This is a genomic window from Pseudomonas trivialis, from assembly GCF_036864995.1.
In the GTDB taxonomy this organism is placed as follows: Bacteria; Pseudomonadota; Gammaproteobacteria; order Pseudomonadales; family Pseudomonadaceae; genus Aquipseudomonas; species Aquipseudomonas trivialis.
This window is the reverse complement of sequence record NZ_CP142151.1, coordinates 895,402-918,846: the sequence shown is the minus strand read 5'-3', so window position 1 is coordinate 918,846 and position 23,445 is coordinate 895,402. Positions and strand designations below refer to the sequence as shown.

Here is a 23,445-nt window from a genome sequence, read left to right as displayed (position 1 = left end):
GAAAGAGCCTTTCATGCATCACATGACTCTGGCCGAGATCGCCCGCGGTCTCGCCGAAAAAAGTTTTCTTCTGAAGAATTGACCAAAAATCTGCTTGCGCGCATCGCCGAGCACGATCCCAAGGTCAACAGCTTCATCAGCCTCACCGAAGAGCTGGCCCTGAGCCAGGCCAAGGCTGCCGACGTGCGTCGCGCCAACGGTGAAAACGGCGCACTGCTGGGCGCGCCAATCGCCCATAAAGACCTGTTTTGCACCCAGGGCATACGCACCAGTTGCGGCTCGAAGATGCTCGACAACTTTAAAGCACCCTACGACGCCACTGTGGTGTCCAAACTCGCCGCCGCCGGGGCCGTGACCCTGGGCAAGACCAACATGGACGAATTCGCCATGGGTTCTGCCAACGAGTCGAGCTACTACGGCGCAGTGAAAAACCCGTGGAACCTGGAACACGTGCCCGGCGGTTCGTCCGGTGGTTCGGCCGCTGCCGTTGCCGCGCGCCTGCTGCCGGCCGCCACGGCCACCGATACCGGCGGTTCGATCCGCCAGCCCGCCGCCTTCACCAACCTCACCGGCCTGAAGCCGACCTACGGTCGCGTGTCGCGCTGGGGCATGATCGCCTACGCGTCGAGCCTCGATCAGGGCGGCCCGTTGGCCCGCACTGCAGAAGACTGCGCAATATTGTTGCAAGGTATGGCCGGCTTCGATGCACAGGACTCCACGAGCATCGATGAACCGGTGCCGGACTACAGCGCCAGCCTCAACACCTCGCTCAAGGGCCTGCGCATCGGCTTGCCGAAGGAATACTTCAGCGCCGGGCTCGACCCGCGTATCGCCGAACTTGTGCACAACAGCGTCAAGACGCTGGAAGGCCTCGGCGCCGTGATCAAGGAAATCAGCCTGCCGAACAACCAGTACGCGATTCCCGCCTACTACGTGATCGCACCGGCCGAAGCGTCTTCCAACCTGTCGCGCTTCGACGGCGTGCGTTTCGGCTACCGCTGCGAAAACCCCAAAGATCTTACTGACCTGTACAAACGCTCCCGTGGCGAAGGCTTCGGCGTCGAAGTACAGCGGCGCATCATGGTCGGCGCCTACGCGCTGTCGGCCGGCTACTACGACGCGTACTACCTCAAGGCGCAAAAAATCCGTCGCCTGATCAAGAACGACTTCATGGCGGCCTTTGAAGAAGTCGACGTGATCCTCGGCCCAACCACGCCGAACCCGGCGTGGAAGATCGGTGCCAAGACCGGCGATCCGATTGCCGAGTACCTCGAAGACCTCTACACCATCACCGCCAACCTCGCGGGCCTGCCGGGCTTGTCCATGCCGGCCGGTTTCGTTGACGGTCTGCCGGTGGGCGTGCAATTGCTCGCGCCGTATTTCCAGGAAGGCCGCCTGCTCAATGTGGCGCACCAGTACCAGTTGAACACTGACTGGCACACCCGCACCCCAACCGGCTTCTGAGGAGAACACTATGCAATGGGAAGTCGTGATCGGGCTGGAGATTCATACCCAGCTCGCCACCCAATCGAAGATTTTCTCCGGCAGCGCCACCACGTTCGGCGCAGGGCCCAACACCCAGGCCAGCCTCGTCGACCTGGGCATGCCTGGCGTACTGCCGGTGCTGAACCAGGAAGCGGTGCGCATGGCAGTGATGTTCGGCCTGGCGATTGACGCCGAAATCGGCCAGCACAACGTGTTCGCGCGCAAGAACTACTTCTACCCGGACCTGCCCAAGGGCTACCAGATCAGCCAGATGGAATTGCCGATCGTCGGCAAGGGCTACCTGGACATCCCGCTGGAAGACGGCACCATCAAGCGCGTCGGCGTGACCCGTGCACACCTGGAAGAAGATGCCGGCAAGAGCCTGCATGAAGAATTCAACGGCGCCACCGGCATCGACCTGAACCGCGCCGGCACGCCGCTGCTGGAAATCGTCTCCGAACCGGACATGCGCAGCGCCAAGGAAGCCGTGGCCTACGTCAAGACGATCCACGCACTGGTGCGTTACCTCGGCATCTGCGACGGCAACATGGCCGAAGGCTCGCTACGTTGCGACTGCAACGTGTCGGTGCGGCCAAAAGGCCAGACCGAGTACGGCACACGCTGCGAGATCAAGAACGTCAACTCGTTCCGCTTCATCGAAAAGGCGATCAACACCGAAGTGCGTCGCCAGATCGAACTGATCGAGGACGGCGGCAAGGTCATCCAGCAAACCCGCCTGTACGACCCGAACAAAGACGAAACCCGCGCCATGCGCAGCAAGGAGGAAGCCAACGACTACCGTTACTTCCCCGACCCGGACCTGTTGCCGGTGGTCATCGAGGACTCGTTCCTCAATGACATCCGCGCCACCCTGCCGGAGCTGCCGCCGCAGAAACGCGAGCGTTTCCAGGCGCAGTTCGGTCTTTCGGTATACGACGCCAGCGTGCTGGCCTCCAGCCGCGAGCAGGCCGACTACTTCGAAAAGGTCGTGAGCATTGCCGGTGACGCCAAGCTTGCGGCCAACTGGGTCATGGTCGAGCTGGGCAGCCTGCTGAACAAGCAAGGCCTGGAAATCGACGAAGCGCCGGTCTCGGCCGAGCAACTGGGCGGCATGCTGCTGCGCATCAAGGACAACACCATCTCCGGCAAGATTGCCAAGACGGTGTTCGAAGCGATGGCGGCAGGCGAAGGCAACGCTGACGAGATCATCGAGAAGCGCGGCCTCAAGCAAGTCACCGACAGCGGCGCCATCTCCGCCGTGCTCGATGAAATGCTCGCGGCCAATGCCGAACAGGTCGAACAATACCGCGCGGCCGATGAAGCCAAGCGCGGCAAGATGTTCGGCTTCTTCGTCGGCCAGGCGATGAAAGCGTCCAAAGGCAAGGCCAACCCGCAACAGGTGAACGAGCTGCTCAAAAGCAAACTCGAAGGCTGATAGCGGTAGAGGGTCCGGGCGATTTCACACCCGCCCGGGCCCTTTGTGGAATCGCCCCCCATGTGGGAGGGGGCTTGCCCTCTCCCACATCAGCCCTCTTTTTTCACAGTTGATACGGGGGTAACGTCGAACATGAAGCGTCTACTCGGTCTACTGGCCCTGTCTTCCCTGCTGGGCGGTTGCGCCAGCGGCCTCATCGACCCCAATGGCTACGACGAAACCGGCACCGCCTCCTATTACGGCGCCAAACACCATGGCAACCGCACCGCCAGCGGTGAACCCTTCAACCAGCACGCCCTGACCGCCGCCCATCGGCGTCTGCCCTTTGGCACGCAGGTCAAGGTGACCAATCTCGACAATAACCGCTCCGTGATCGTGCGCATCAATGATCGCGGCCCGCATTCCCGTGGGCGCCTGATCGACCTTTCACGCCAGGCGGCCGCACAATTGGGCATGCTGAGCCGCGGCACTGCGCCGGTTCGCGTGCAGGCCATGAGCAACTGAAGAAGGAGCACAGGCTATTTTCGCACTAAAAGCCCTCTCGCCCTGGAGCCTGCTCGAACTGGTCAGCGGCCTGCTGCTGCTGATCGTCGGCGCCGAAGTCCTGGTGCGCGCCGCCGTGCGCCTGGCCGCCAGCCTCAAGGTGCGACCGCTGATCATCGGCCTGACCATCGTCGCCTTCGGCAGCAGCGCGCCGCAGATGACCGTCAGCCTGCAGGCCACACTCGCTGGCAATACCGATATCGCCGTGGGCAGCGTGATCGGCAGCAGCATCTTCAACGTCCTCGTCACCCTGGGCCTCGCGGCCCTGATCATTCCGCTGCGGGTGTCGCGCCAGCTGGTACGCCTGGACATCCCGGTGATGATCATCGCCGCGCTGCTGGTGTTTACCCTGGCGGCCAATGAGGAACTGACACCACTCGACGGCCTGCTATTGCTGATCGCGCTGCTGGCCTACCTCGGCGTGCTGCATTACCAGACGCGCCATTCACGGCGCCCGCGCACTCTAGACACCGTGGCCCGGGCGCCATGGCTGAGCAGTGTGGTACGCATTGTTGGCGGGCTGCTGGTGCTGGTGCTGGCCGGGCATTTACTGCTTGGCGCAGCGGTGGACGTGGCGAGCGACCTGGGCCTGTCGGAGCGTATCGTCGGGCTGACGCTGATCGGCGTCGGCACTTCCCTGCCGTGCCTGGCGACGTCGCTGATCGCCGCCCTGCGCGGCGAGCGCGAGATTGCCGTAGGCAACGTGATCGGCAGCAACCTGTTCAACCTGCTCGGCGTGCTGGGGCTCACCGCCCTGCTCGCGCCGACGCCACTCTCGGTGTCGCCCAATGCCGTGGACTTCGACTTGCCAGTGATGCTCGGCGTGGTGGTGCTGTGCCTGCCGGTGTTCTACAGCGGCTACCGCGTGACCCGCGCCGAAGGCCTGGTGATGCTGGGCCTGTACCTGGCGTATGGGCTGCATGTAATGGCGTTTACTACGGGCATGCCCCTGGTCGGCAAGCTTGAACACCTGATGTTGTATTACATCCTGCCGGCGCTGGTGGCTTTTCTGTTGTTCAGCACGCTGCGCGCCTGGCGCCGCCAACACAAGAGGGAACCGCAATGACCGATCAGAAGAAACCCGGCGTAGCCATGCGTCGCCAGGTGATGGGCGATGTGTTCGTCGATCGCGCCCTGGGCAATGCCACCGAATTCACCCAGCCGTTGCAGGACTTCGTCAACGACCATGCCTGGGGCAGCGTGTGGAACCGCGAGGGGTTACCACTCAAGACCCGCAGCCTGATTACCCTCGCCGCCCTCACCGCGCTCAAGTGCCCGCAGGAACTGAAGGGTCACGTGCGCGGTGCCTTGAACAATGGCTGTACGGTGGAAGAGATTCGCGAAGCCCTGCTGCATTGCGCGGTGTATGCGGGCGTGCCGGCAGCGATTGATGCATTCCGGGCGGCGCAGGAGGTGATTGAGGTGTATCAGGCAGAGCAGCGGTGATCTTCAGATAGCTATCGCAACCTCAGATCCACCCACCCGCCTGCAACAAAAAGATCCCGATATTGGTGGTCACCGCCGCCATCAGCGTGGTGATCACGATAATCGCCGCCGCCAGCTCATGATTGCCCTCGGCCGCCCGGGCCATCACATAACTGGCTGCCGCGGTGGGCGCACCGAAGTACAGAAACAGAATCCCCAGCTCCGGCCCGCGAAAGCCCAGTAGCCACGCCCCCAGGGTCGCGACAATCGGCAGCCAGACCATCTTCATCAGGCTCGCACTGAGCGCCATGTTGCCGCTCTTGCGCAGCGCCGCCAGGGACAAGGTGCCGCCGATGCAGATCAGCGCCAACGGCAGCGTTGTGTCGGCCAGGTACTGCATGGACTTTTCCAGCCAGCCGGGCACGCCGAGCTGAAAGTAGGCGAACGGCGCGGCGACGATCACGCTGATGATCAGCGGGTTGGCCAGCACACTCTTGCAGATGCTCCACGGGTCGGACTTGATCACCGGGCTGTACACCGCCAGCACGATGGTCGACAGCGTGTTGTAGAGCAGGATCACCAGCGCCGCAAGGACAGCGCCCAGGGAGATGCCGTAGTCGCCGTACATGCTGGCGGCCAGCGCCAGACCGATCACCCCGTTGTTGCCGCGAAACGCGCCTTGGGCATAGATACCCCGGTCTGCCGGCTTGCAGCGAAAAATCGCCCAGCCCCAGGCCACGGCAAAACTCAGCACGGTGGCGACCGCAAAATAGATCAGCAAGCCCGGTTGGAGCGCCGCATGCAGGTCGGCATGGAGGATGCCGAGAAACAGCAGCGCCGGCATGGTGACGTTAAACACCAGGGAGGAAGCGGTGTGGATAAAGTTGTCATTGATCCAGTTGATGCGCTTGAGCAGCACACCGAGAAACAGCATGGCAAACACCGGCGCAGTGATGGTGAGGGTAGTGAGGAAGATAGCCAGCATGCCGGGGAGAACCTTTGAGCGTCGTCAGAGGGTCAATGATAAGCCATGCGGCGCGATGGCGTCTGGTAGGACGCCTTCGCGGGCAAGCCCGCTCCCACATGTTGAACTGTGAATGCAGTCAAATGTGGGAGGGAGCTTGCTCCCGATGCAGGCGACGCGGTCTCAGGTTATAGGCGCCGGGTTGAACAGAGTAATGTCGTTATGCAGCTTGTGATGCTCGGCCCAGGTCTGTTTCTTGCCGCTGGCCACGTCCAGGTAGAAGTGGAACAACTCCCAGCCCAGTTCCTCGATGCTCGCACGCCCGGTGGCGATGCGTCCGGCGTCGATGTCGATCAGGTCCGGCCAGCGCTGCGCCAGCTCCGTGCGCGTCGACACCTTCACCACCGGCGCCATCGCCAGCCCGTAGGGCGTGCCACGCCCGGTGGTGAACACGTGCAGGTTCATGCCCGCCGCCAGTTGCAAGGTGCCACACACAAAGTCGCTGGCCGGCGTCGCGCAAAAGATCAGGCCCTTGCTCTTGAAGCGCTCGCCGGGGCCCAGCACGCCGTTGATCGCGCTGCTGCCGGACTTGACGATGGAGCCCAGGGACTTCTCGACAATGTTCGACAACCCGCCCTTCTTGTTGCCCGGCGTGGTGTTGGCACTGCGGTCCGCCTCGCCCTTGGCCAGGTAATGGTCGTACCAGTCCATTTCCCGCACAAGCTCCTGGGCAATTTCCTTCGTTTGCGCACGCGACGTCAGCAGGTAGATGGCATCACGGACTTCGGTCACTTCGGAAAACATCACCGTGGCGCCGGCCCGCAACAGCAGATCCGAGGCATAGCCCAGCGCCGGGTTGGCGGTGATGCCGGAGAACGCATCGCTGCCGCCGCACTGCATGCCCAGGATCAGCTCGGACGCCGGCACGGTTTCGCGGCGGCGCTGGTCGAGTTTTTTCAGGCGGGTTTCGGCCAGCGCCATGATCTGCTCGATCATTTCGGTGAACCCGTGACTGGAATCCTGTAGCCGATACAGCCACGGCTCGCTCAGGTCGACCGAGCTGTCGTTCTCATGCATCACCTGCCCGGCCTGCAGTTTCTCGCAGCCCAGGCTGATCACCAGCGCTTCGCCGCCCAGGTTCGGGTTGCGCGCCAGGTTGCGCACGGTGCGGATCGGGATATAGGCATCCGTCGCCGTGATCGCCACACCGCAGCCGTAGCTATGGGTCAGCGCCACCACATCATCGACATGAGGATACTTGGGCAGCAGTTCGTCCTTGATGCGCTTGACCGCATGGTCGAGTACACCGGTGACGCACTGCACCGTGGTGGTGATGCCAAGGATATTGCGCGTGCCCACGGTGCCGTCGGCGTTGCGATAGCCCTCGAACGTGAACCCTTCCAAAGGCGCCTGGGCCTCAGGCACCTCGGTGGACAGTGGCAAGCTGTCCAATGGCGGCGCGGTGGGCATGCGCAGTTGGTCTTCCTGCACCCAACTGCCGCGCGGGATCGGCGCCAGGGCGTAACCGATGGTCTGGCCATAGCGAATGATCTGACCGCCTTCGGGAATATCTTCCAGGGTCACCTTGTGGCTCTGGGGGATGAAATCCACGGTGACCAGGCCGTCCGGGAACTCGGTCCCGGCCGGGACGCCCTGGTCATTGACCACGATCACCACGTTGTCGCGCTCGTGCAAACGGATCGAGCGCGGCGAGTCGGCATGTTCAATCAATTGCATCACGGGGCCTCTCAGGAATGCGCTTCGGTTAGGTTGGTCAACGCTGGCCCCTTGCTTGGCGGCTCTTTGAGGACTACACGCTTGATCGGGCCGACGATGACCAGGTAGCTGAACACCGCCACCAGTGCATTGGCACCGACGAACACCAGCGCCCATTTGAACGAGCCGGTGGTGCTGATGATGTAGCCGATCACGATGGGCGTGGTGATCGACGCCAGGTTACCGAAGGTGTTGAACAAGCCGCCACTGAGGCCGGCGATCTGTTTGGGCGAGGTGTCGGACACCACCGCCCAACCCAGTGCGCCAACGCCTTTGCCGAAGAAGGCCAAAGCCATGAAGCCCACCACCATCCATTCGATATCCACGTAGTTGCAGGCCACGATGCTGCTGGAAATCAACAGGCCGCCAATGATCGGCGCCTTGCGCGCGAAAGTCAGCGAATGGCCCTTGCGCAGCAGATAGTCGGAAATCACCCCGCCCAGCACACCGCCGATAAAGCCGCAGATGGCCGGCAACGAGGCGATGAAACCGGCCTTGAGGATGGTCATGCCACGGTCCTGCACCAGGTACACCGGAAACCATGTCAGGAAGAAATAGGTGATGCCGTTGATGCAGTACTGGCCCAGGTACACGCCGAGCATCATGCGGTTGGTCAGCAACTGGCGGATGTAGTCCCACTTCGGACCATCGGTTTTCTTGCCTTTGCCCTTGTCCTGATCCATGTCGACCATCGCGCCATTGGCCGCAATGTAATCGAGCTCGGCTGCGTTGATCATCGGGTGCTGGCGCGGGCTGTGGATAACTTTCAGCCAGACCAGCGAGAAGACGATGCCGATCACGCCCATCACGATAAACACGTGCTGCCAGCCGAAGCTGTAGACGATCCAGCCCATCAGCGGCGCGAACAACACCGTGGCAAAGTACTGCGCCGAGTTGAAGATCGCCGACGCCGTGCCGCGCTCGGCCGTGGGAAACCACGCCGCCACGATACGGGCATTGCCGGGGAACGAAGGCGCCTCGGCCAGGCCCACCATGAAGCGCAGCATGAACAGCGCGACCACGGCGGTGGAGATACCGAATTCACCGACATAGCCTTGCAGCACGGTGAACAGCGACCAGGTGAAGATGCTCAGGGCATAGACTTTCTTCGAGCCGAACCGGTCGAGCAACCAGCCACCGGGAATTTGCCCGGCCACATAGGCCCAACCGAATGCAGAGAAGATATAACCGAGGGTGACCGCGTCGATGCCGAGGTCTTTTTGCAGGCTGGAGCCGGCGATGGCGATGGTGGCCCGGTCGGCGTAGTTGATCGTGGTCACCAGGAACAGCATGAGCAGGATCAAATAGCGGACATGGGTCGGCTTGGTCGCTTGCATGTAAAAGTACTCCCACTAATTATTTTTTTTGCGGGTAATCAAGTTGTGCTGCGCACACCGCTTTATGTGGGAGCTGGCTTGCCTGCGATACAGGCACCGCGGTGTGTCAGGCACACGCCGGTGATGCTATCGCAGGCAAGCCAGCTTCCACACAAAGCCGGCGCCACAGGTGTTGCGTATTACGAACCGATGTAGCTGGTCTTCACCACGGTGTAGAACTCTTGCGCATAGCGGCCCTGCTCGCGCGAACCATAGGACGAACCTTTACGGCCACCGAACGGCACGTGATAGTCCACGCCGGCAGTTGGCAGGTTGACCATCACCATCCCGGCCTGGGAATGGCGCTTGAAGTGGTTGGCGTACTTCAGGGACGTGGTCGCAATGCCCGCCGACAGACCGAACTCGGTGTCGTTGGCCATCGCCAGCGCCGCTTCGTAGTCCGCCACACGCACCACGTTGGCCACCGGGCCGAAGATTTCCTCACGGCTGATGCGCATGGCCGCTTCGCTGTCGGCAAACAGCGTCGGCGCCAGGTAGTAGCCTTCAGTGTCGCAGGTCACCATACCGCCACCGCTCACCAGCCGCGCGCCTTCGCTCTGGCCGATGTCGATGTATTTCAAGTCCTGGTCCAATTGGGCCTGGGACACAACAGGGCCGATGTCGGTGCCGCTTTTGAGGGCGTGGCCGACCTTGATCGACTTCATGCGCTCGGCCATCGCCGCGACGAACTGGTCGTGAATACCGGCGGTGACGATCAGGCGGCTCGATGCGGTGCAGCGCTGGCCGGTGGAGTAAAACGCGCTCTGCACGGACAGCTCGACGGCCTGCTTGAGGTCGGCGTCATCAAGAATGATCTGCGGGTTCTTGCCGCCCATTTCCAATTGCACCTTGGCCTGGCGCGACACGCAACTGACGGCGATCTGGCGCCCGACACCCACGGAGCCTGTGAAGCTGATGCCATCGACTTTCGGGCTGTTGACCAGCACGTCACCGACCACGCGACCGCTGCCCATCACCAGGTTGAACACACCGGCAGGGAAGCCGGCGCGCGAGATGATCTCGGCCAGGGCCCAGGCGCAGCCTGGTACCAGTTCAGCCGGTTTGATCACCACGCAGTTGCCGTAGGCCAGGGCCGGGGCGATTTTCCAGGCGGGGATGGCAATCGGGAAATTCCACGGGGTGATCAGGCCAACCACGCCCAGGGCTTCGCGGGTCACTTCAACATTGACGCCCGGGCGTACCGACGGCACGTAGTCGCCGGACAGGCGCAGGCATTCACCGGCAAAGAACTTGAAGATATTGCCGGCGCGGGTCACTTCACCGATGGCCTCGGGCAGGGTCTTGCCCTCTTCCCGGGCCAGCAGGGTACCGAGTTCTTCACGGCGCGCGAGGATTTCGCTGCCGACTTTATCCAGCGCATCATGGCGCGCCTGGATGCCGGAGGTGGACCACGCCGGGAACGCAGCGCGGGCGGCGTCGATGGCCGCATTGACCTGAGCGACATCGGCCTTGGCGTATTCACCAATGACATCGGACAACTCCGACGGGTTGAGGTTGGTGCAATAGTCGGCACCGGCTACCCATTCGCCATTGATGTAGTTTTCAAAACGCTTTGCTTGGGACACGAATCTTCTCCTGACGCAAAAGGCCGCTGATTGCTCAGCGGCCTTGTTGATAAGTTATTGCGGGCCTTGCTTGTCGATCAGCGCGGCCAGGGCTTCGTATTCTTCCGGCAGCAGGTCGGTCAGCGGGGTGCGCACCGGGCCTGCGTCGTAGCCGGCGATCTTCGCACCCGCCTTGACGATGCTCACGGCGTAGCCGGCCTTGCGGTTACGGATATCAAGGTACGGCAGGAAGAAGTCGTCGATGATTTTGCCAACGGTGGCGTGGTCGTCTTTGGCAATCGCGTGGTAGAAGTCCATCGCGGTTTTCGGGATGAAGTTGAACACCGCCGAGGAGTACACCGGCACGCCCAGGGCCTTGTAGGCAGCGGCGTAAACCTCTGCAGTCGGCAGGCCGCCGAGGTAGCTGAAACGGTCGCCCAGACGACGGCGGATCGACACCATCAACTCGATGTCACCCAGGCCGTCCTTATAGCCGATCAGGTTCGGGCAGCGCTCGACCAGGCGTTCCAGCAGCGGCGCAGTCAGGCGGCAGACGTTGCGGTTGTACACCACGACGCCGATCTTGACCGATTTGCACACGGCCTCAACGTGGGCGGCAACCCCGTCCTGGCTGGCTTCGGTGAGGTAATGCGGCAGCAGCAGCAGGCCTTTGGCACCGAGGCGCTCGGCCTCCTGGGCATATTCGATGGCCTGGCGCGTCGCACCGCCCACCCCGGCGAGAATCGGCACGCTGGAGGCGCAGGTATCGACTGCGGTTTTCACCACCTGGGAGTATTCGCTGGCGGCCAGGGAAAAAAACTCACCGGTGCCGCCAGCGGCGAACAGAGCCGTGGCGCCGTAGGGGGCCAGCCACTCGAGACGCTTGATGTAACCCGCCTGGTGGAAATCACCCTGGGCGTTGAAATCGGTCACCGGGAAAGACAGCAGACCGTGGGAGAGGATGGACTTCAGTTCTTGTGGATTCATTATTCGAACACCCTGGGCGAAGACTTTCTGTCGAAAGGTTATTGTTGGTTGTGGTGATGTCGTACGTCATCGTACAACCATAAAAGGATTCGTCAACTGCAATTCATCGCAACGGATGTGCTGCGGGATTTTCCAGACAATGGAAATCAATGCGGGAGGGGCTTGCTCCCGATAGCAGTGGGTCAGTCAATAGGGACATCAACTGACACACCGCTATCGGGAGCAAGCCCCTCCCACATGTTGACCGAGTGCAGCCTTGTGGCTTAGTTGCGCTGCGCCTCTGCCTCTTCATGGGCATGGCGCAGGCGTTCGCGGCTGTTGGTCAAGTGCAGGCGCATCGCGGCGCGTGCTGCGTCCGAATCCTGGCGGGCGATGGCGTCGTAGATTTCTTCGTGTTCGCGGCTCAGGCGGACCATGTAGTGCTGCTGGTCGTCATGGGCCAGACGCGCCGAATTCAGGCGGGTTCGCGGAATGATGCTGGTGCCCAGGTGAGTCATGATGTCGGTGAAGTAACGGTTGCCGGTGGACAGGGCGATTTCCAGGTGAAATGCAAAGTCCGAGGCGACCGCATCGCCGGCGTGGGCGGCGCTTTCGTTGAGCGCGTCGAGGGCGGCGCGCATGGCCGCCAGTTGCTCATCGCTACGGCGCAAGGCCGCCAGGCCCGCCGACTCCACTTCCAGGCTGATACGCAGCTCGAGGATCGCCAGTACGTCACGCAAGGTCACCACGGTGGCAGGGTCAATGCGAAAGCCGCTGGGGCTTGGCGTATCCAGCACAAAAGTGCCGATGCCGTGGCGGGTCTCCACCTGCCCCGCCGCCTGCAGGCGCGAGATGGCTTCGCGCACCACCGTGCGGCTGACGCCGTGGGCTTCCATGATCGCTGACTCGGTGGGCAACTTGTCACCGCGCTTGAGCTGGCCGTCACGGATCTGCTCGGACAACACCGTGACCAATTCCTGGGCAAGGCTGCGGCGCTTGCGGGGAAGACGAGGGGCGGTGCTGGCGTTTTCCATGATGAATCATCTTTCTCGGTGAGCTTGAGCACGCATCATAGCCCATGGTGGTTGTACGATCACCGTCCAGGCGCGACTTTCACCTCTATCCTGCGCGCAAAAAAATGCCCCGGCACAGCCGGGGCATTGATTCGGAGCGTGCGCAAGAACAAACCTTTTACTTCACCACTTTCAAGCTCGGCCGGCCGCTGGGGCGCGGTGGTTCCGAATCCGGTGGCGGCAAATCATTACCGCCCTCGCCTTCGATGGACGGCTCGTCCTCGAAAGGCGATTCCAGATCGAAGACCATGCCCTGGCCATTTTCCCGGGCATAAATGCCGAGGATGGCGCCAATCGGCACGAACAGCGTATGCGGCACACCGCCGAAACGCCCTTCGAAGCTGACGGCTTCGTTGTCCATGTGCAGGTGGCGCACGGCACTGGGTGATACGTTCAGCACAATTTGTCCGTCACTGGAAAAACCCTGCGGCACATCCACCTTGGGGAATTCGGAATTGACCAGCATGTGCGGGGTGCAATCATTGTCCACAATCCACTCGTAGAGCGCGCGGACCAAATAGGGTCGACTGGAGTTCATCAACGGCTCCTTAGGCCTTAGCGCATGTCGCGTTCGACACCAGACAGACTCGCCTGGAAAGCCTCACGCGCAAATTGGCGCTCCATGTAATCAAGCAAAGGCTTGGCCGGCCGAGGCAGTTCAATGCCCAGAATCGGCAAGCGCCAGAGTATGGGTAATAGGCAGCAATCCACCAAACTTTGTTCCTCGCTGAGGAAAAAAGGTTTATCCGCGAACAACGGCGAAACGCCTGTCAGGCTCTCGCGCAATTCCTTGCGCGCCACGACACGGGCTGCCTCTTTGCTGCGCGAATCGAGGATCACATCCACCAGACCGCACCAGTCGCGCTGAATTCGATGAATCAGCAGGCGGCTGTTGGCACGCGCCACCGGATACACCGGCAGCAAAGGCGGATGCGGGTAACGCTCATCCAGGTATTCCATCACCACGGTCGACTCCCACAACGCCAGGTCACGATCGACCAGGGTGGGCAAGCTGCCGTAAGGGTTCACTTCGATCAGTTTCGGCGGATGACGACCCGCTTCCACACTGATGATCTCGGCGCTGACACCCTTCTCTGCGAGCACGATGCGTACTCGGTGGGAATAGTGGTCGGCGGGGTCGGAGTAACAGGCCAACCGGTTGGTCACGCCCATGGCGGTCCTCCTCGCTTGTTGAAATTATCGAAAGCTCAAAAACGAGCGCGCCCAGGGCGCCTCTCTGCAGCACCCGGTTCAACCAGGTCGCCGTGTAGTCAGAGAAGCCGCTGGGCGCGCAAGATTAACAGCAATTGCTTACGGTTGGATCAATGCACATCCTTCCAGTATTCGCGTTTGAGCAGATAGGCGAATACAAAGAAGAAAGCCAGGTAGAGCAAGACGTACGTACCGATGCGCTGGTGCTGCAATTTGACCGGGTTGGCCGAGTAGGCCAGGAAGGTCACCAGGTTTCTGACCTTCTCGTCAAACTGCTCTGCGCTCAGCTTACCGGTGTTGGGCACGATGGTCAGCTGATCACACGCTTGATGGGGCAGCGGCGTGCCGGTCAACGGATCATATTGCCTCTTGCCGTCTTCAACGACCTGAACCTGCGTGCATCCTACCACCTGGCGACCCTGCAGGCCGACCAGAACGTTCGGCATGCCCACATTCGGGAAAACCTTGTTGTTCACGCCCCATGGCCGGGCCGGGTCTTCGTAGAACGACGTGAGATAGCCGTACAGCCAATCGGTGCCGCGAACCCGGGCCACCAGGGTCAGGTCGGGCGGTGCCGCGCCAAACCAGGCCTTGGCGTCCGCAGGCTGCATACCGATGTCCATGTGGTCGCCGATTTTGGCGCCGGTAAACACCAGCTTCTCCAGCATCAGCGCGTGAGGGATACCCAGGTCGTCGGCCACGCGCTCATAGCGCTGGTACTTGGCGCTGTGGCAGCCCATGCAATAGTTGACGAAGGTGCGCGCGCCGTCCTGCATGGCGGCTTTGTCGGACACGTCGATGTCAATGTGCTCCAACGGCGCGCCTTGCTCGGCGGCGCAGGCCAGCAGCGGCAGCGCCGCCACAATCAATGCCACGAACAGCTTTTTCATCGGTCCGTCACCCTTTCCGGTACCGGTCTGGTCTTCTCGAACCGGGTGTAGAACGGCATCAGAATGAAGTAGGCGAAGTACAGAAAGGTGCAGACCTGCGACAGCACCGTGCGCCCGGGCGTCGGCGCCAGTAGGCCGAGCACGCCCAGGGTCACGAACGAAATGCAGAACAGCCACAGCCAGATCCTGCTCAGCCAGCCCTTGTAGCGCATGGACTTGACCGGACTGCGGTCAAGCCATGGCAGCACGAACAACGCGGCGATGGCCGCGCCCATGGCGATCACGCCCATGAGTTTGTCCGGGATGGCGCGCAGGATCGCGTAGAACGGCGTGAAGTACCACACCGGGGCAATGTGCTCAGGCGTCTTGAGAGGGTTGGCAGGCTCGAAGTTGGGTTTCTCGAGAAAATAACCGCCCATTTCCGGGAAAAAGAACACGACCGAGCAGAATACGAATAGAAATACCACCACACCGACGAGGTCTTTCACAGTGTAGTACGGGTGAAACGCAATGCCGTCCAGCGGGATGCCGCTCTCGTCCTTGTACTGCTTGATGTCCACGCCATCCGGGTTGTTGGACCCCACTTCATGCAGCGCCAGGATATGCAGCACCACCAGACCCAGGATCACGATCGGCAGGGCCACCACGTGCAAGGCGAAGAAACGGTTCAGGGTGATGCCAGAGACCAGGTAGTCACCCCGGATCCACTGGGCCAGGTCGTTGCCGATCACCGGGATTGCGCCGAACAGCGAGATGATCACCTGGGCGCCCCAGTACGACATCTGCCCCCATGGCAGCAGATACCCCATGAAGGCTTCGGCCATGAGTGCCAGGTAGATCAGCATGCCAAACACCCACACCAGCTCGCGGGGCTTCTGGTAGGAACCGTAGAGCAGGCCACGGAACATGTGCAGGTAGATGACGATGAAGAACATCGAGGCGCCCACGGCATGCAGCGTTCGCAGGATTGCTCCGTGGTTGACGTCACGCATGGTGCCTTCAATCGAGGCGAACGCCTCTTCAGCCGTGGGCGTGTAACTCATGGTCAGCCAGACGCCGGTGATGATCTGGTTGAACAGCACCAGCAGCGCCAGGGAGCCGAAGAAGTAGAAGAAGTTGAAGTTCTTTGGCACGTAGTACTTGCTGAGGTGGCCTTCCCACATTTTGGTGGCGGGAAAGCGCGCATCGATCCAATCCATGAACTTGCTCATCACCCATTCTCCTGGTCGAGGTCAATGACAATCAGGTCGTCCGTTTCGTAGGAATGCGGCGGCACGGGCAGGTTAAGCGGCGCAGGTTGGGACTTGTAGACGCGCCCGGCGAGGTCGTACTGGGAACCGTGACACGGGCAGAAGAAGCCGCCGACCCAGTCCTTGCCCAGATCCGCCGGCGCCACTTCAGGGCGAAAGGTCGGCGAGCAACCCAGGTGAGTACACAAGCCGACCAGCAGCAGAATCTCGGGCTTGATCGACCGCGCTTCATTCCTGGCGTAGGCGGGCTGGTCGGACTTCTCGGAGGTGGGATCAGACAGTCGGCCTTCAAGGCTTTTCAGGTTCCTCAGGATTTCCTCGGTACGGCGCACAATGAATACCGGCTGGCCGCGCCACTCGGCAATCATCTGCTGCCCCGGCTCGATCTTGCTGACATTCACCTTCACCGGCGCGCCCGCAGCTTTCGCCTTGGCGCTGGGGAACCATGCTCCCACGAACGGGACCGCAGCCCCCACCGCTCCTGCAGCGCCCACCACGGAGGTGGCTGCTACCAGGAAGCGACGCCGGCCTGCATTCACGCCGTCATTGCTCATTCAGTCCTCTCACCATCGGCTCTATAGCCTGCTAAATCAGGCGCCTGCTCAGTATTGAATGTCTGTCTGTAAAAATGTCGCCGGATGGTAGTTAAAAGCCAGACTAATAAATAGGGAATGTCCCTGAGCCCAGCCAGCGACCCTCGAAGTATAAGGACGCGGCATGTTGTCACGGCAAAAAATACGAAAATCCAAGCAATAAAAAACGCCCAGCTCCGTGAGGAGACTGGGCGTTTTTGTGGAACGTAAAGCGAATTAACGCTTCGAGTACTGCGGACGCTTACGCGCTTTACGCAGACCGACTTTCTTACGTTCAACTTCACGGGCATCACGAGTCACGAAGCCAGCTTTGCGCAGAGCGCCACGCAGGGTTTCGTCGTACTGCATCAGAGCGCGAGTGATACCGTGGCGGATTGCGCCAGCCTGACCACTCACACCGCCACCGATAACAGTGACGTAGATGTCGAACTTTTCAACGGTCTCGGTCAGTTCCAGCGGCTGACGAACTACCATGCGGGCAGTTTCGCGACCGAAGAAATTTTCCAGAGTGCGGTTGTTGATCGAGATGTTACCAGTGCCCGGACGCAGGAAAACGCGTGCGGTTGCGGTTTTGCGACGGCCAGTGCCGTAATTTTGAGTCGCCGACATAATGAACTATTCCGTTAAAACTTCAGTTCTTGGGGCTGCTGAGCAGCATGAGGGTGTACAGCGCCCGCATAGACTTTCAGCTTGCGAAACATATCGCGACCCAGTGGGCCCTTAGGCAGCATGCCTTTGACCGCGATTTCGATCGGGGCTTCAGGCTTCTTGGAGATCAGGCCTTCAAAGTTGGAAGACTTGATACCGCCTGGGAAACCGGAGTGACGGTAGTACATTTTGTCTTGCGCTTTGTTGCCGGTAACACGTACCTGCTCAGCGTTGATGATCACGATGTAGTCACCGGTATCAACGTGAGGGGTGTACTCAGGCTTGTGCTTGCCACGCAGACGGCTGGCGACTTCAGTGGCCAGACGACCCAGGGTCTGACCAGCGGCGTCGACGACAAACCAGTCGCGCTGAACTGTTTCCGGTTTTGCAGTAAAAGTTGTCATTCTTTAATAGCCTCAGGGGCCGCCCTGTAAATTAGACGGCGGATCTTACTGAATAGTGCGTACTTTGACAAGTCAAAGGCAGCCGGATACAGACGCTATCGGGGGCTCGGGTCGGCGCGTCCGTTCAACGGCAAGATTCTTCGGCAGACGGCGCATCACTTCCACTGCAGAAAGAGGTGGGCAATTATGCAGATTGCGAAAAAAAATTCAACCTGCTTTTATGATTGTTTTCCCTGCAAGGAGTACCCGATGGATTATCGACAGCTGGGCCGTACGGATCTGAACGTGAGCGCGATAGCCTTGGGCACCATGACCTGGGGTGAGCAGAACAGCGAGGCAGAGGCTTTCGCACAGATCGAGCGGGCCAAGGCGGCCGGGATCAACTTCCTCGATACCGCCGAAATGTACCCGGTGCCGCCCAAGGCCGATACCTATGCCACCACCGAGCGGTATATCGGCAACTACTTCAAAAGCCGCGGCGACCGGGCCGACTGGATCCTCGCCAGCAAGATCGCCGGCCCCGGCAACGGTATCGACTATATCCGCGACCGTAACCTCAAACACAATCGCACCCACATCGTCCAGGCGCTGGACGCCAGCCTCAAACGCCTGCAAACCGACTGGATCGACCTGTATCAACTGCACTGGCCGGAGCGCAACACCAACTTCTTCGGCAAGCTGAGCTACCAGCACGAGGATCAGCCGGACATCACCCCACTGGAGGAAACCCTCGAAGCGCTGGACGAGCAGGTCAAGGCCGGCAAGATCCGCCACATCGGCCTGTCCAACGAAACCCCGTGGGGCACCATGAAATTCCTGGCCCTGGCCGAAGCCCGCGGCTGGCCGCGCGCGGTGTCGATCCAGAACCCCTACAACCTGCTCAACCGCAGCTTTGAAGTGGGCCTGGCGGAAGTGGCGATTCGCGAACAGTGCGGCTTGCTGGCCTACTCGCCGCTGGCGTTCGGCATGCTCAGCGGCAAATATGAAAACGGCGCGCGCCCGGCCAAGGCGCGGCTGACGGAATACAGCCGCTTCAGCCGCTATTTCAACCCGCAGTCGGAAGCGGCCTGCAGCCGCTATGTGGCGCTGGCACGAGAACACGGCCTGGACCCGGCGCAGATGGCCCTGGCGTTCGTCACGCAGCAACCGTTTGTGACCAGCAATATCATTGGTGCCACAAGCCTTGCGCAGTTGGACAGCAACATTGCCAGTGCCGGGCTGAAGCTGTCGAAGGAAGTGCTGGAAGGGATTGAGGCGATTCAGAAGGAGCATCCCAACCCTGCACCTTGATTGACCTGTAGACCGCGATCGCGAGCAGGCCCCCTCCCACACTTGATGGGTGAACACGCGGGGAACCTGCTCTCGATGGCGTCACGGGGCACTGGACACACACGACGAAAAATAAGACGATCCAGCCGTCTGGTGACCACTTTCCCCTATAAGAATAAATGAGATCATGTCCAACCAAGCCTCCACGCCGTTGCGGCGCGTCAGCATCCTGGCCATTGACCGGGTGTTCGCGTCCACGCTCATGCAAGCCAAGGATTTCTTTCACCTCGCCAGCCTGCGCTACGGCAAACAGCAGGGCCTGGGCCTGACCCCGGGCTTTGAAACCCGCCTGGTCAGCCCCGACGGCCAACCGGTGCGCAGCTTCAGCGATGTGATCATGCCGGTGGACGGCGGCCTGGAAGACGCCGACATCATCGTGTTGCCGGCCTTCTGGGACGACTTCGAGACCCTGTGCACCCGCTACCCGCAAGTGCTGCCATGGCTGCGCGAGCAACACGCGCGCGGCGCCGTACTCTGCGGCGAGGCCACCGGGGTGTTCTGGCTGGCCGAAGCCGGTCTGCTCGATGGCAAGGAGGCGACTACCTACTGGCGCTTCTTCACGGCCTTCAGCGAGCGCTTCCCCCAGGTGCACCTCAATCAGGACAAGCACCTGACCGACGCCGACAACCTGTATTGCGCCGGCGGCACCACCTCGGCCTGCGACCTCTACATCTACCTGATCGAACGTTTCTGCGGCGCCAATATTGCCCAGGCCGTGGCCCGCGACATCCTCTATGAAGTGCAGCGCAGTTATTCGCCGGGACGCATTGGCTTTGGTGGGCAGAAGCTGCATCAGGACGTGATCATCCTGCAGATCCAGCACTGGCTCGAAGAACACTTTGCCGACAAGTTTCGCTTTGAAGACGTGGCCCGCGAACACGGCATGAGCATTCGCAACTTCATGCGCCGCTTCCAGACCGCCACCGGCGACAAGCCGCTGCACTACCTGCAACGCCTGCGTATCGAGACGGCCAAGGGCCTGCTCTCGGGCAGCCGCAAAAGCATCAAGACCATCAGCTATGAGGTGGGGTATGACGATGCGAGTTTCTTTGCGCGGCTGTTCAGGCAGCACACCGAACTTTCACCGAACCAATACCGCCAGCAGTTCCAGCAAGCCGCTTAATTGGGGATATACACAAAACCAATGTGGGAGGGGGCTTGCTCCCGATAGCAGTCTGTCAGCCAATGACGCACTGACTGATTCACCGCTATCGGGGGCAACCCCCTCCCACATTAAACTCCACAGCTCTGGAAACTGCTTACGGCTTGTGCCCGCGCGACAGAAACTCGTGGGACTGCATCTCCAGCAACCGGCTCAGGGTGCGCTGGAACTCGAAGTTCAGGCGACCGCCGGTATAGAGATCCTTGAGCTCGACTTCTGCCGAGATGATCAACTTGACGTTACGGTCGTAGAACTCATCGACCATGTTGATGAACCGCCGCGCAATATCGTCGGTGGTCACGCTCATCTGTTCCACGCCGCTGAGGATCACCGCGTGGAAGATCTTGCCCAGTTCGATGTAATCGTTCTGGCTGCGCGGGCCGTCGCACAGTTGGCGGAATTCGAACCAGGCCACGTCGTCGCAGGTACGCAAGGCGATGATTTCGCGGTTCTCGATCATCAGCTTGTCGTTTTCCACCGCCTGGGTGCATTCCGGCGTCAGCGCGCGGAAGCTTTTCTTCAGGCTTTCGTGGGCCGCTTCGTTCAACGGGAAGTGGAACAACTCCGCTTGCTCGAGATGACGCAGGCGGTAGTCGACGCCGCTGTCGACGTTGACGATTTCGGTGTTCTGCTTGATCAGCGCGATGGCCGGCAGGAAGCGTGCACGCTGCAGGCCGTCCTTGTACAAACCGTCGGGCACGATGTTCGAGGTGGCGACCAGGGTCACGCCGTTCTTGAACAGCTCTTCCATCAAGGTGCCGAGGATCATCGCGTCGGTGATGTCGGAGACGAAGAACTCATCGAAGCAGATCACCTTGGCTTCGTCGGAAAAGCGCTTGGCGATGATGGTCAGCGGGTTTTTCTCGCCCGGCAGGGTTTTCATCTCTTCGTGCACGCGCTTCATGAAGCGGTGAAAGTGCGTGCGCACCTTTTCCTTGAACGGCAGCGCTTCGAAGAACGTGTCCACCAGGTAGGTCTTGCCCCGGCCGACGCCGCCCCAGAAGTACAGGCCCTTGACCGGCGTCTGGTCTTTCTTGCCAAACAGCTTGCTGAACATCCCGGGCTTGTTCTGCGAAGCCGCGACGAGGTCGTCGTACAGGCGCTGCAAATGACGCACGGCATTTTCCTGCGCCGCATCATGGAAGAATTCAGGGCGTTTCAGATCAGCTTGATATCGTTCTAGGGGCGTCATAATTTCGTTAGCAAGGCAACAAAAACGGGCCGTCACTGTAACGACGGCCCTGAATAATGGCAATCAACCCTTGGTCGGGTTAATCCTCGAGGGGGTCAACGCAATGCGCAAGGCGGCGATGGCGGCATCGCGTGACGCTTCGTCGGCGAACTCGGCACTGTCGGCCACCGGTTTACCGTCCAGCCACACGCTGAAGGCCAAGCCTTCATTGCGCACGTCCAGCGCGTCGCCGCTTTGCAATTGCTTGGTTGCCGCGCCCGCCGCTTTGCCATCGGCGAAGTTGCGCGACAACAGCAACTGCTCGCCATCGGCGGCCAGGAGACGAAAGCGGAAACTGTCGTCTTCGCGAAAGCTCACAAACCGCGCGGTTTTCGCGGCTTTCTTTTTCGTGGCGACCGGTGCTGCAGCCTGCTCGACAAACGAACGCAGGCCAACGGCCTCGCGCAGTTCAGCGAGAAACGGTGCGGCCACGGCACGGGCCTTCTTCGCGCCCACCAGCAGCAGGTCTTCCATGTCCGAGGGGCGCGACATCAGCGTGTGATAACGCTCGCGGGCTTCACCAAGCTGGCCGTCGAGCAGTTGGAACAGACGGTTCTTCGCCTCGCCCCAGCCCAGGCCCTGTAATAACTCAGCGCGGAACTGTTCTTCCTCGGCCTTGCTGGCAAACGCCTGGTACAGGGTGAACAGGTGTGAATTGTCCGGATCCTTGGCTTCGCCCGGCGCGCGGGAATCGGTGACGATGCGCGAGATCGCGTCCTTCATGTCCTTGGCGCTGCTGAACAACGGGATGGTGTTGTCGTAGCTCTTGGACATCTTGCGGCCATCCAGGCCCGGCAAGGTGGCGACGCTTTCTTCGATCAGCGCCTCGGGCATGGTGAAAAACTCCTTGCCCTTGCCAAACAGGTGGTTGAAACGCTGGCCGATATCCCGGGCCATTTCCACGTGCTGGATCTGGTCGCGACCGACCGGCACCTTGTGCGCGTTGAACATCAGGATGTCCGCTGCCATCAGCACCGGGTAGCTGTAAAGGCCCATGCTGATGCCCGCATCCGGGTCTTCGCCGGCCTCCACGTTCTTGTCCACCGAAGCCTTGTACGCGTGGGCGCGGTTGAGCAGGCCTTTAGCCGCCACGCAGGTCAGCAGCCAGGTCAGCTCGGGGATTTCCGGGATGTCGGACTGGCGATAGAACGTCACCCGGTTCACATCCAGACCACCGGCCAGCCAGGTCGCGGCGATTTCCATGCGCGAGCGCTGGATGCGCTGCGGGTCATCACACTTGATCAGGGCGTGGTAGTCGGCCAGGAAGTAGAAGGAGTCGGCATTGGCGTCCTGGCTGGCGAGGATCGCCGGGCGAATCGCACCGGCGTAGTTGCCCAGGTGCGGCGTGCCGGTGGTGGTAATGCCGGTGAGGATACGGGTACGAGTCGTCATGGGTAATCGCTTATCAGACTGCTGTCAATTCGAGAGGCGCGGCAGCACCAGATCCTTCAGATCGGTGAGCTTGCCATGAAAAAAGTGCCCGCATTCTGCCACTTTCAGCAGCTCATGGGGGCGATTCAAGGCGGCGGACCAGTCGTAGACGAGTTGCGGGTCGACCACTTCGTCGGTTTCCGGCTGGATCACGGTCAGCGGGCAACCCAGCGGCAGCACATCGTTATCGCGCAGGCGCATCACCGCAGCGGCGACCATGAACAAATGCGCGAGTTGTTCGCCCCTGGCTTCCAGGCGCCCGCCGAGGCTGGCGGCCACATAACCGCCGAACGAAAAGCCGAGCAGGGTGATCGGCAGGTCAGGGTGTTTTTCCCGCAGCCAGGTGGCGGCGGCCTCGGCATCGTCGACTTCCCCGGTGGCCATGTCATGGGTGCCCGCACTGGCACCGACGCCACGGTAATTAAAACGCAGCGTAATCAAACCGGCATCGCGTGCGGTGCGCTGCAGGGTCGAAACGACTTTATTGAGCATGGTCCCGCCCTGCACCGGGTTGGGATGGCAGATCAGCGCCAGGCCGCGTGGCTCGGGGTGATCCAGGTACAGGGCTTCCAATTGGCCCACCGGGCCATCGATCAAAACGGGGGTTTCACGCATGAGCAAGAGATGAACTCCGTGACCTCTCAAAGGGTCGACTCGTCTAGCTAAAAGTCTGTGCATGGCATCATT

General features: G+C 61.1%; 22 protein-coding genes and 1 pseudogene. 7 read left to right on the top strand and 16 right to left on the bottom strand.

Going from position 1 to position 23,445, the window contains the following annotated elements:
- Nucleotides 1-13 precede the first annotated feature (13 nt).
- The 5 genes and pseudogenes from gatA (at nt 14) to VRB54_RS03910 (ending at nt 4,909) form a co-directional block, all read left to right on the top strand.
- A pseudogene (gene gatA / locus VRB54_RS03930) lies at nt 14-1,464 on the top strand (Asp-tRNA(Asn)/Glu-tRNA(Gln) amidotransferase subunit GatA).
- Between the two features lie 10 nt (nt 1,465-1,474).
- A complete protein-coding gene (gatB, locus tag VRB54_RS03925) occupies nt 1,475-2,920 on the top strand; it encodes an Asp-tRNA(Asn)/Glu-tRNA(Gln) amidotransferase subunit GatB (RefSeq protein WP_338479606.1) in 1,446 nt (481 codons plus the stop codon).
- Between the two features lie 132 nt (nt 2,921-3,052).
- On the top strand, nt 3,053-3,424 hold the full coding sequence (locus VRB54_RS03920) for a septal ring lytic transglycosylase RlpA family protein (RefSeq protein WP_338479605.1): 372 nt from the start codon (nt 3,053-3,055) through the stop codon (nt 3,422-3,424).
- 58 nt (nt 3,425-3,482) lie between these two features.
- Nucleotides 3,483-4,529: a calcium/sodium antiporter gene (locus tag VRB54_RS03915; protein WP_338481045.1), complete on the top strand. Its 1,047-nt coding sequence runs from the start codon at nt 3,483-3,485 to the stop codon at nt 4,527-4,529.
- Complete coding sequence (locus VRB54_RS03910; protein WP_209988606.1) at nt 4,526-4,909, top strand: carboxymuconolactone decarboxylase family protein; 384 nt, start codon at nt 4,526-4,528, stop codon at nt 4,907-4,909. The genes VRB54_RS03915 and VRB54_RS03910 overlap by 4 nt, the downstream gene beginning before the upstream one ends.
- 22 nt (nt 4,910-4,931) lie before the next feature.
- Here VRB54_RS03910 and VRB54_RS03905 read toward each other — a convergent pair whose 3' ends face one another.
- The 13 genes from VRB54_RS03905 to rplM all read right to left on the bottom strand — a co-directional run bounded on the left by VRB54_RS03905 (nt 4,932) and on the right by rplM (nt 17,605).
- A complete protein-coding gene (locus VRB54_RS03905) occupies nt 4,932-5,873 on the bottom strand; it encodes an AEC family transporter (RefSeq protein ID WP_338479604.1) in 942 nt (313 codons plus the stop codon).
- Between the two features lie 162 nt (nt 5,874-6,035).
- Nucleotides 6,036-7,589, bottom strand: coding sequence for a galactarate dehydratase (garD, locus tag VRB54_RS03900; RefSeq protein ID WP_338479603.1), 1,554 nt, complete (start codon nt 7,587-7,589; stop codon nt 6,036-6,038).
- An 11-nt stretch (nt 7,590-7,600) separates the two neighbouring features.
- The gene (locus VRB54_RS03895) at nt 7,601-8,965 is read right to left on the bottom strand and encodes an MFS transporter (protein WP_209988598.1); all 1,365 of its coding nucleotides are present in this window, start codon (nt 8,963-8,965) and stop codon (nt 7,601-7,603) included.
- Nucleotides 8,966-9,144: 179 nt separating this feature from the next.
- On the bottom strand, nt 9,145-10,590 hold the full coding sequence (locus VRB54_RS03890; protein ID WP_338479602.1) for an aldehyde dehydrogenase family protein: 1,446 nt from the start codon (nt 10,588-10,590) through the stop codon (nt 9,145-9,147).
- 54 nt (nt 10,591-10,644) lie between these two features.
- Nucleotides 10,645-11,556, bottom strand: coding sequence for a 5-dehydro-4-deoxyglucarate dehydratase (gene kdgD / locus VRB54_RS03885; RefSeq protein WP_338479601.1), 912 nt, complete (start codon nt 11,554-11,556; stop codon nt 10,645-10,647).
- Nucleotides 11,557-11,819: 263 nt separating this feature from the next.
- Nucleotides 11,820-12,569, bottom strand: coding sequence for a FadR/GntR family transcriptional regulator (locus VRB54_RS03880; RefSeq protein ID WP_338479600.1), 750 nt, complete (start codon nt 12,567-12,569; stop codon nt 11,820-11,822).
- Between the two features lie 157 nt (nt 12,570-12,726).
- Nucleotides 12,727-13,146: a ClpXP protease specificity-enhancing factor gene (locus VRB54_RS03875; RefSeq protein ID WP_338479599.1), complete on the bottom strand. Its 420-nt coding sequence runs from the start codon at nt 13,144-13,146 to the stop codon at nt 12,727-12,729.
- Nucleotides 13,147-13,163: 17 nt separating this feature from the next.
- A complete protein-coding gene (locus tag VRB54_RS03870; protein ID WP_032886246.1) occupies nt 13,164-13,781 on the bottom strand; it encodes a glutathione S-transferase N-terminal domain-containing protein in 618 nt (205 codons plus the stop codon).
- A 149-nt stretch (nt 13,782-13,930) separates the two neighbouring features.
- On the bottom strand, nt 13,931-14,710 hold the full coding sequence (locus VRB54_RS03865) for a cytochrome c1 (protein WP_338479598.1): 780 nt from the start codon (nt 14,708-14,710) through the stop codon (nt 13,931-13,933).
- The gene (locus VRB54_RS03860) at nt 14,707-15,921 is read right to left on the bottom strand and encodes a cytochrome bc complex cytochrome b subunit (protein WP_338479597.1); all 1,215 of its coding nucleotides are present in this window, start codon (nt 15,919-15,921) and stop codon (nt 14,707-14,709) included. The genes VRB54_RS03865 and VRB54_RS03860 overlap by 4 nt, the downstream gene beginning before the upstream one ends.
- Nucleotides 15,921-16,514: a ubiquinol-cytochrome c reductase iron-sulfur subunit gene (gene petA / locus VRB54_RS03855; RefSeq protein WP_338479596.1), complete on the bottom strand. Its 594-nt coding sequence runs from the start codon at nt 16,512-16,514 to the stop codon at nt 15,921-15,923. The genes VRB54_RS03860 and petA overlap by 1 nt, the downstream gene beginning before the upstream one ends.
- Before the next feature lie 255 nt (nt 16,515-16,769).
- Nucleotides 16,770-17,162 carry a 30S ribosomal protein S9 gene (gene rpsI, locus VRB54_RS03850; protein WP_003216038.1) on the bottom strand — a complete coding sequence of 131 codons (393 nt, stop codon included), beginning with the start codon at nt 17,160-17,162 and terminating at the stop codon, nt 16,770-16,772.
- 14 nt (nt 17,163-17,176) lie between these two features.
- Nucleotides 17,177-17,605 carry a 50S ribosomal protein L13 gene (gene rplM, locus VRB54_RS03845; protein WP_003171742.1) on the bottom strand — a complete coding sequence of 143 codons (429 nt, stop codon included), beginning with the start codon at nt 17,603-17,605 and terminating at the stop codon, nt 17,177-17,179.
- A gap of 249 nt (nt 17,606-17,854) precedes the next feature.
- Here rplM and VRB54_RS03840 point away from each other — a divergent pair, with 249 nt between their 5' ends.
- Together VRB54_RS03840 and VRB54_RS03835 are read left to right on the top strand one after the other, a co-directional pair.
- Complete coding sequence (locus tag VRB54_RS03840) at nt 17,855-18,895, top strand: NADP(H)-dependent aldo-keto reductase (protein WP_338479595.1); 1,041 nt, start codon at nt 17,855-17,857, stop codon at nt 18,893-18,895.
- A 241-nt stretch (nt 18,896-19,136) separates the two neighbouring features.
- A complete protein-coding gene (locus tag VRB54_RS03835) occupies nt 19,137-20,057 on the top strand; it encodes a GlxA family transcriptional regulator (protein ID WP_338481044.1) in 921 nt (306 codons plus the stop codon).
- A gap of 136 nt (nt 20,058-20,193) precedes the next feature.
- Here VRB54_RS03835 and zapE read toward each other — a convergent pair whose 3' ends face one another.
- The 3 genes from zapE to VRB54_RS03820 all read right to left on the bottom strand — a co-directional run bounded on the left by zapE (nt 20,194) and on the right by VRB54_RS03820 (nt 23,373).
- Nucleotides 20,194-21,288 carry a cell division protein ZapE gene (gene zapE / locus VRB54_RS03830; protein WP_231422514.1) on the bottom strand — a complete coding sequence of 365 codons (1,095 nt, stop codon included), beginning with the start codon at nt 21,286-21,288 and terminating at the stop codon, nt 20,194-20,196.
- A 63-nt stretch (nt 21,289-21,351) separates the two neighbouring features.
- Nucleotides 21,352-22,719 carry a tryptophan--tRNA ligase gene (locus tag VRB54_RS03825; RefSeq protein ID WP_338479594.1) on the bottom strand — a complete coding sequence of 456 codons (1,368 nt, stop codon included), beginning with the start codon at nt 22,717-22,719 and terminating at the stop codon, nt 21,352-21,354.
- Between the two features lie 24 nt (nt 22,720-22,743).
- Entirely contained in the window at nt 22,744-23,373 is a 630-nt protein-coding gene (locus VRB54_RS03820) for an alpha/beta hydrolase (RefSeq protein ID WP_209988566.1), read from the bottom strand.
- Nucleotides 23,374-23,445: the final 72 nt, after the last annotated feature.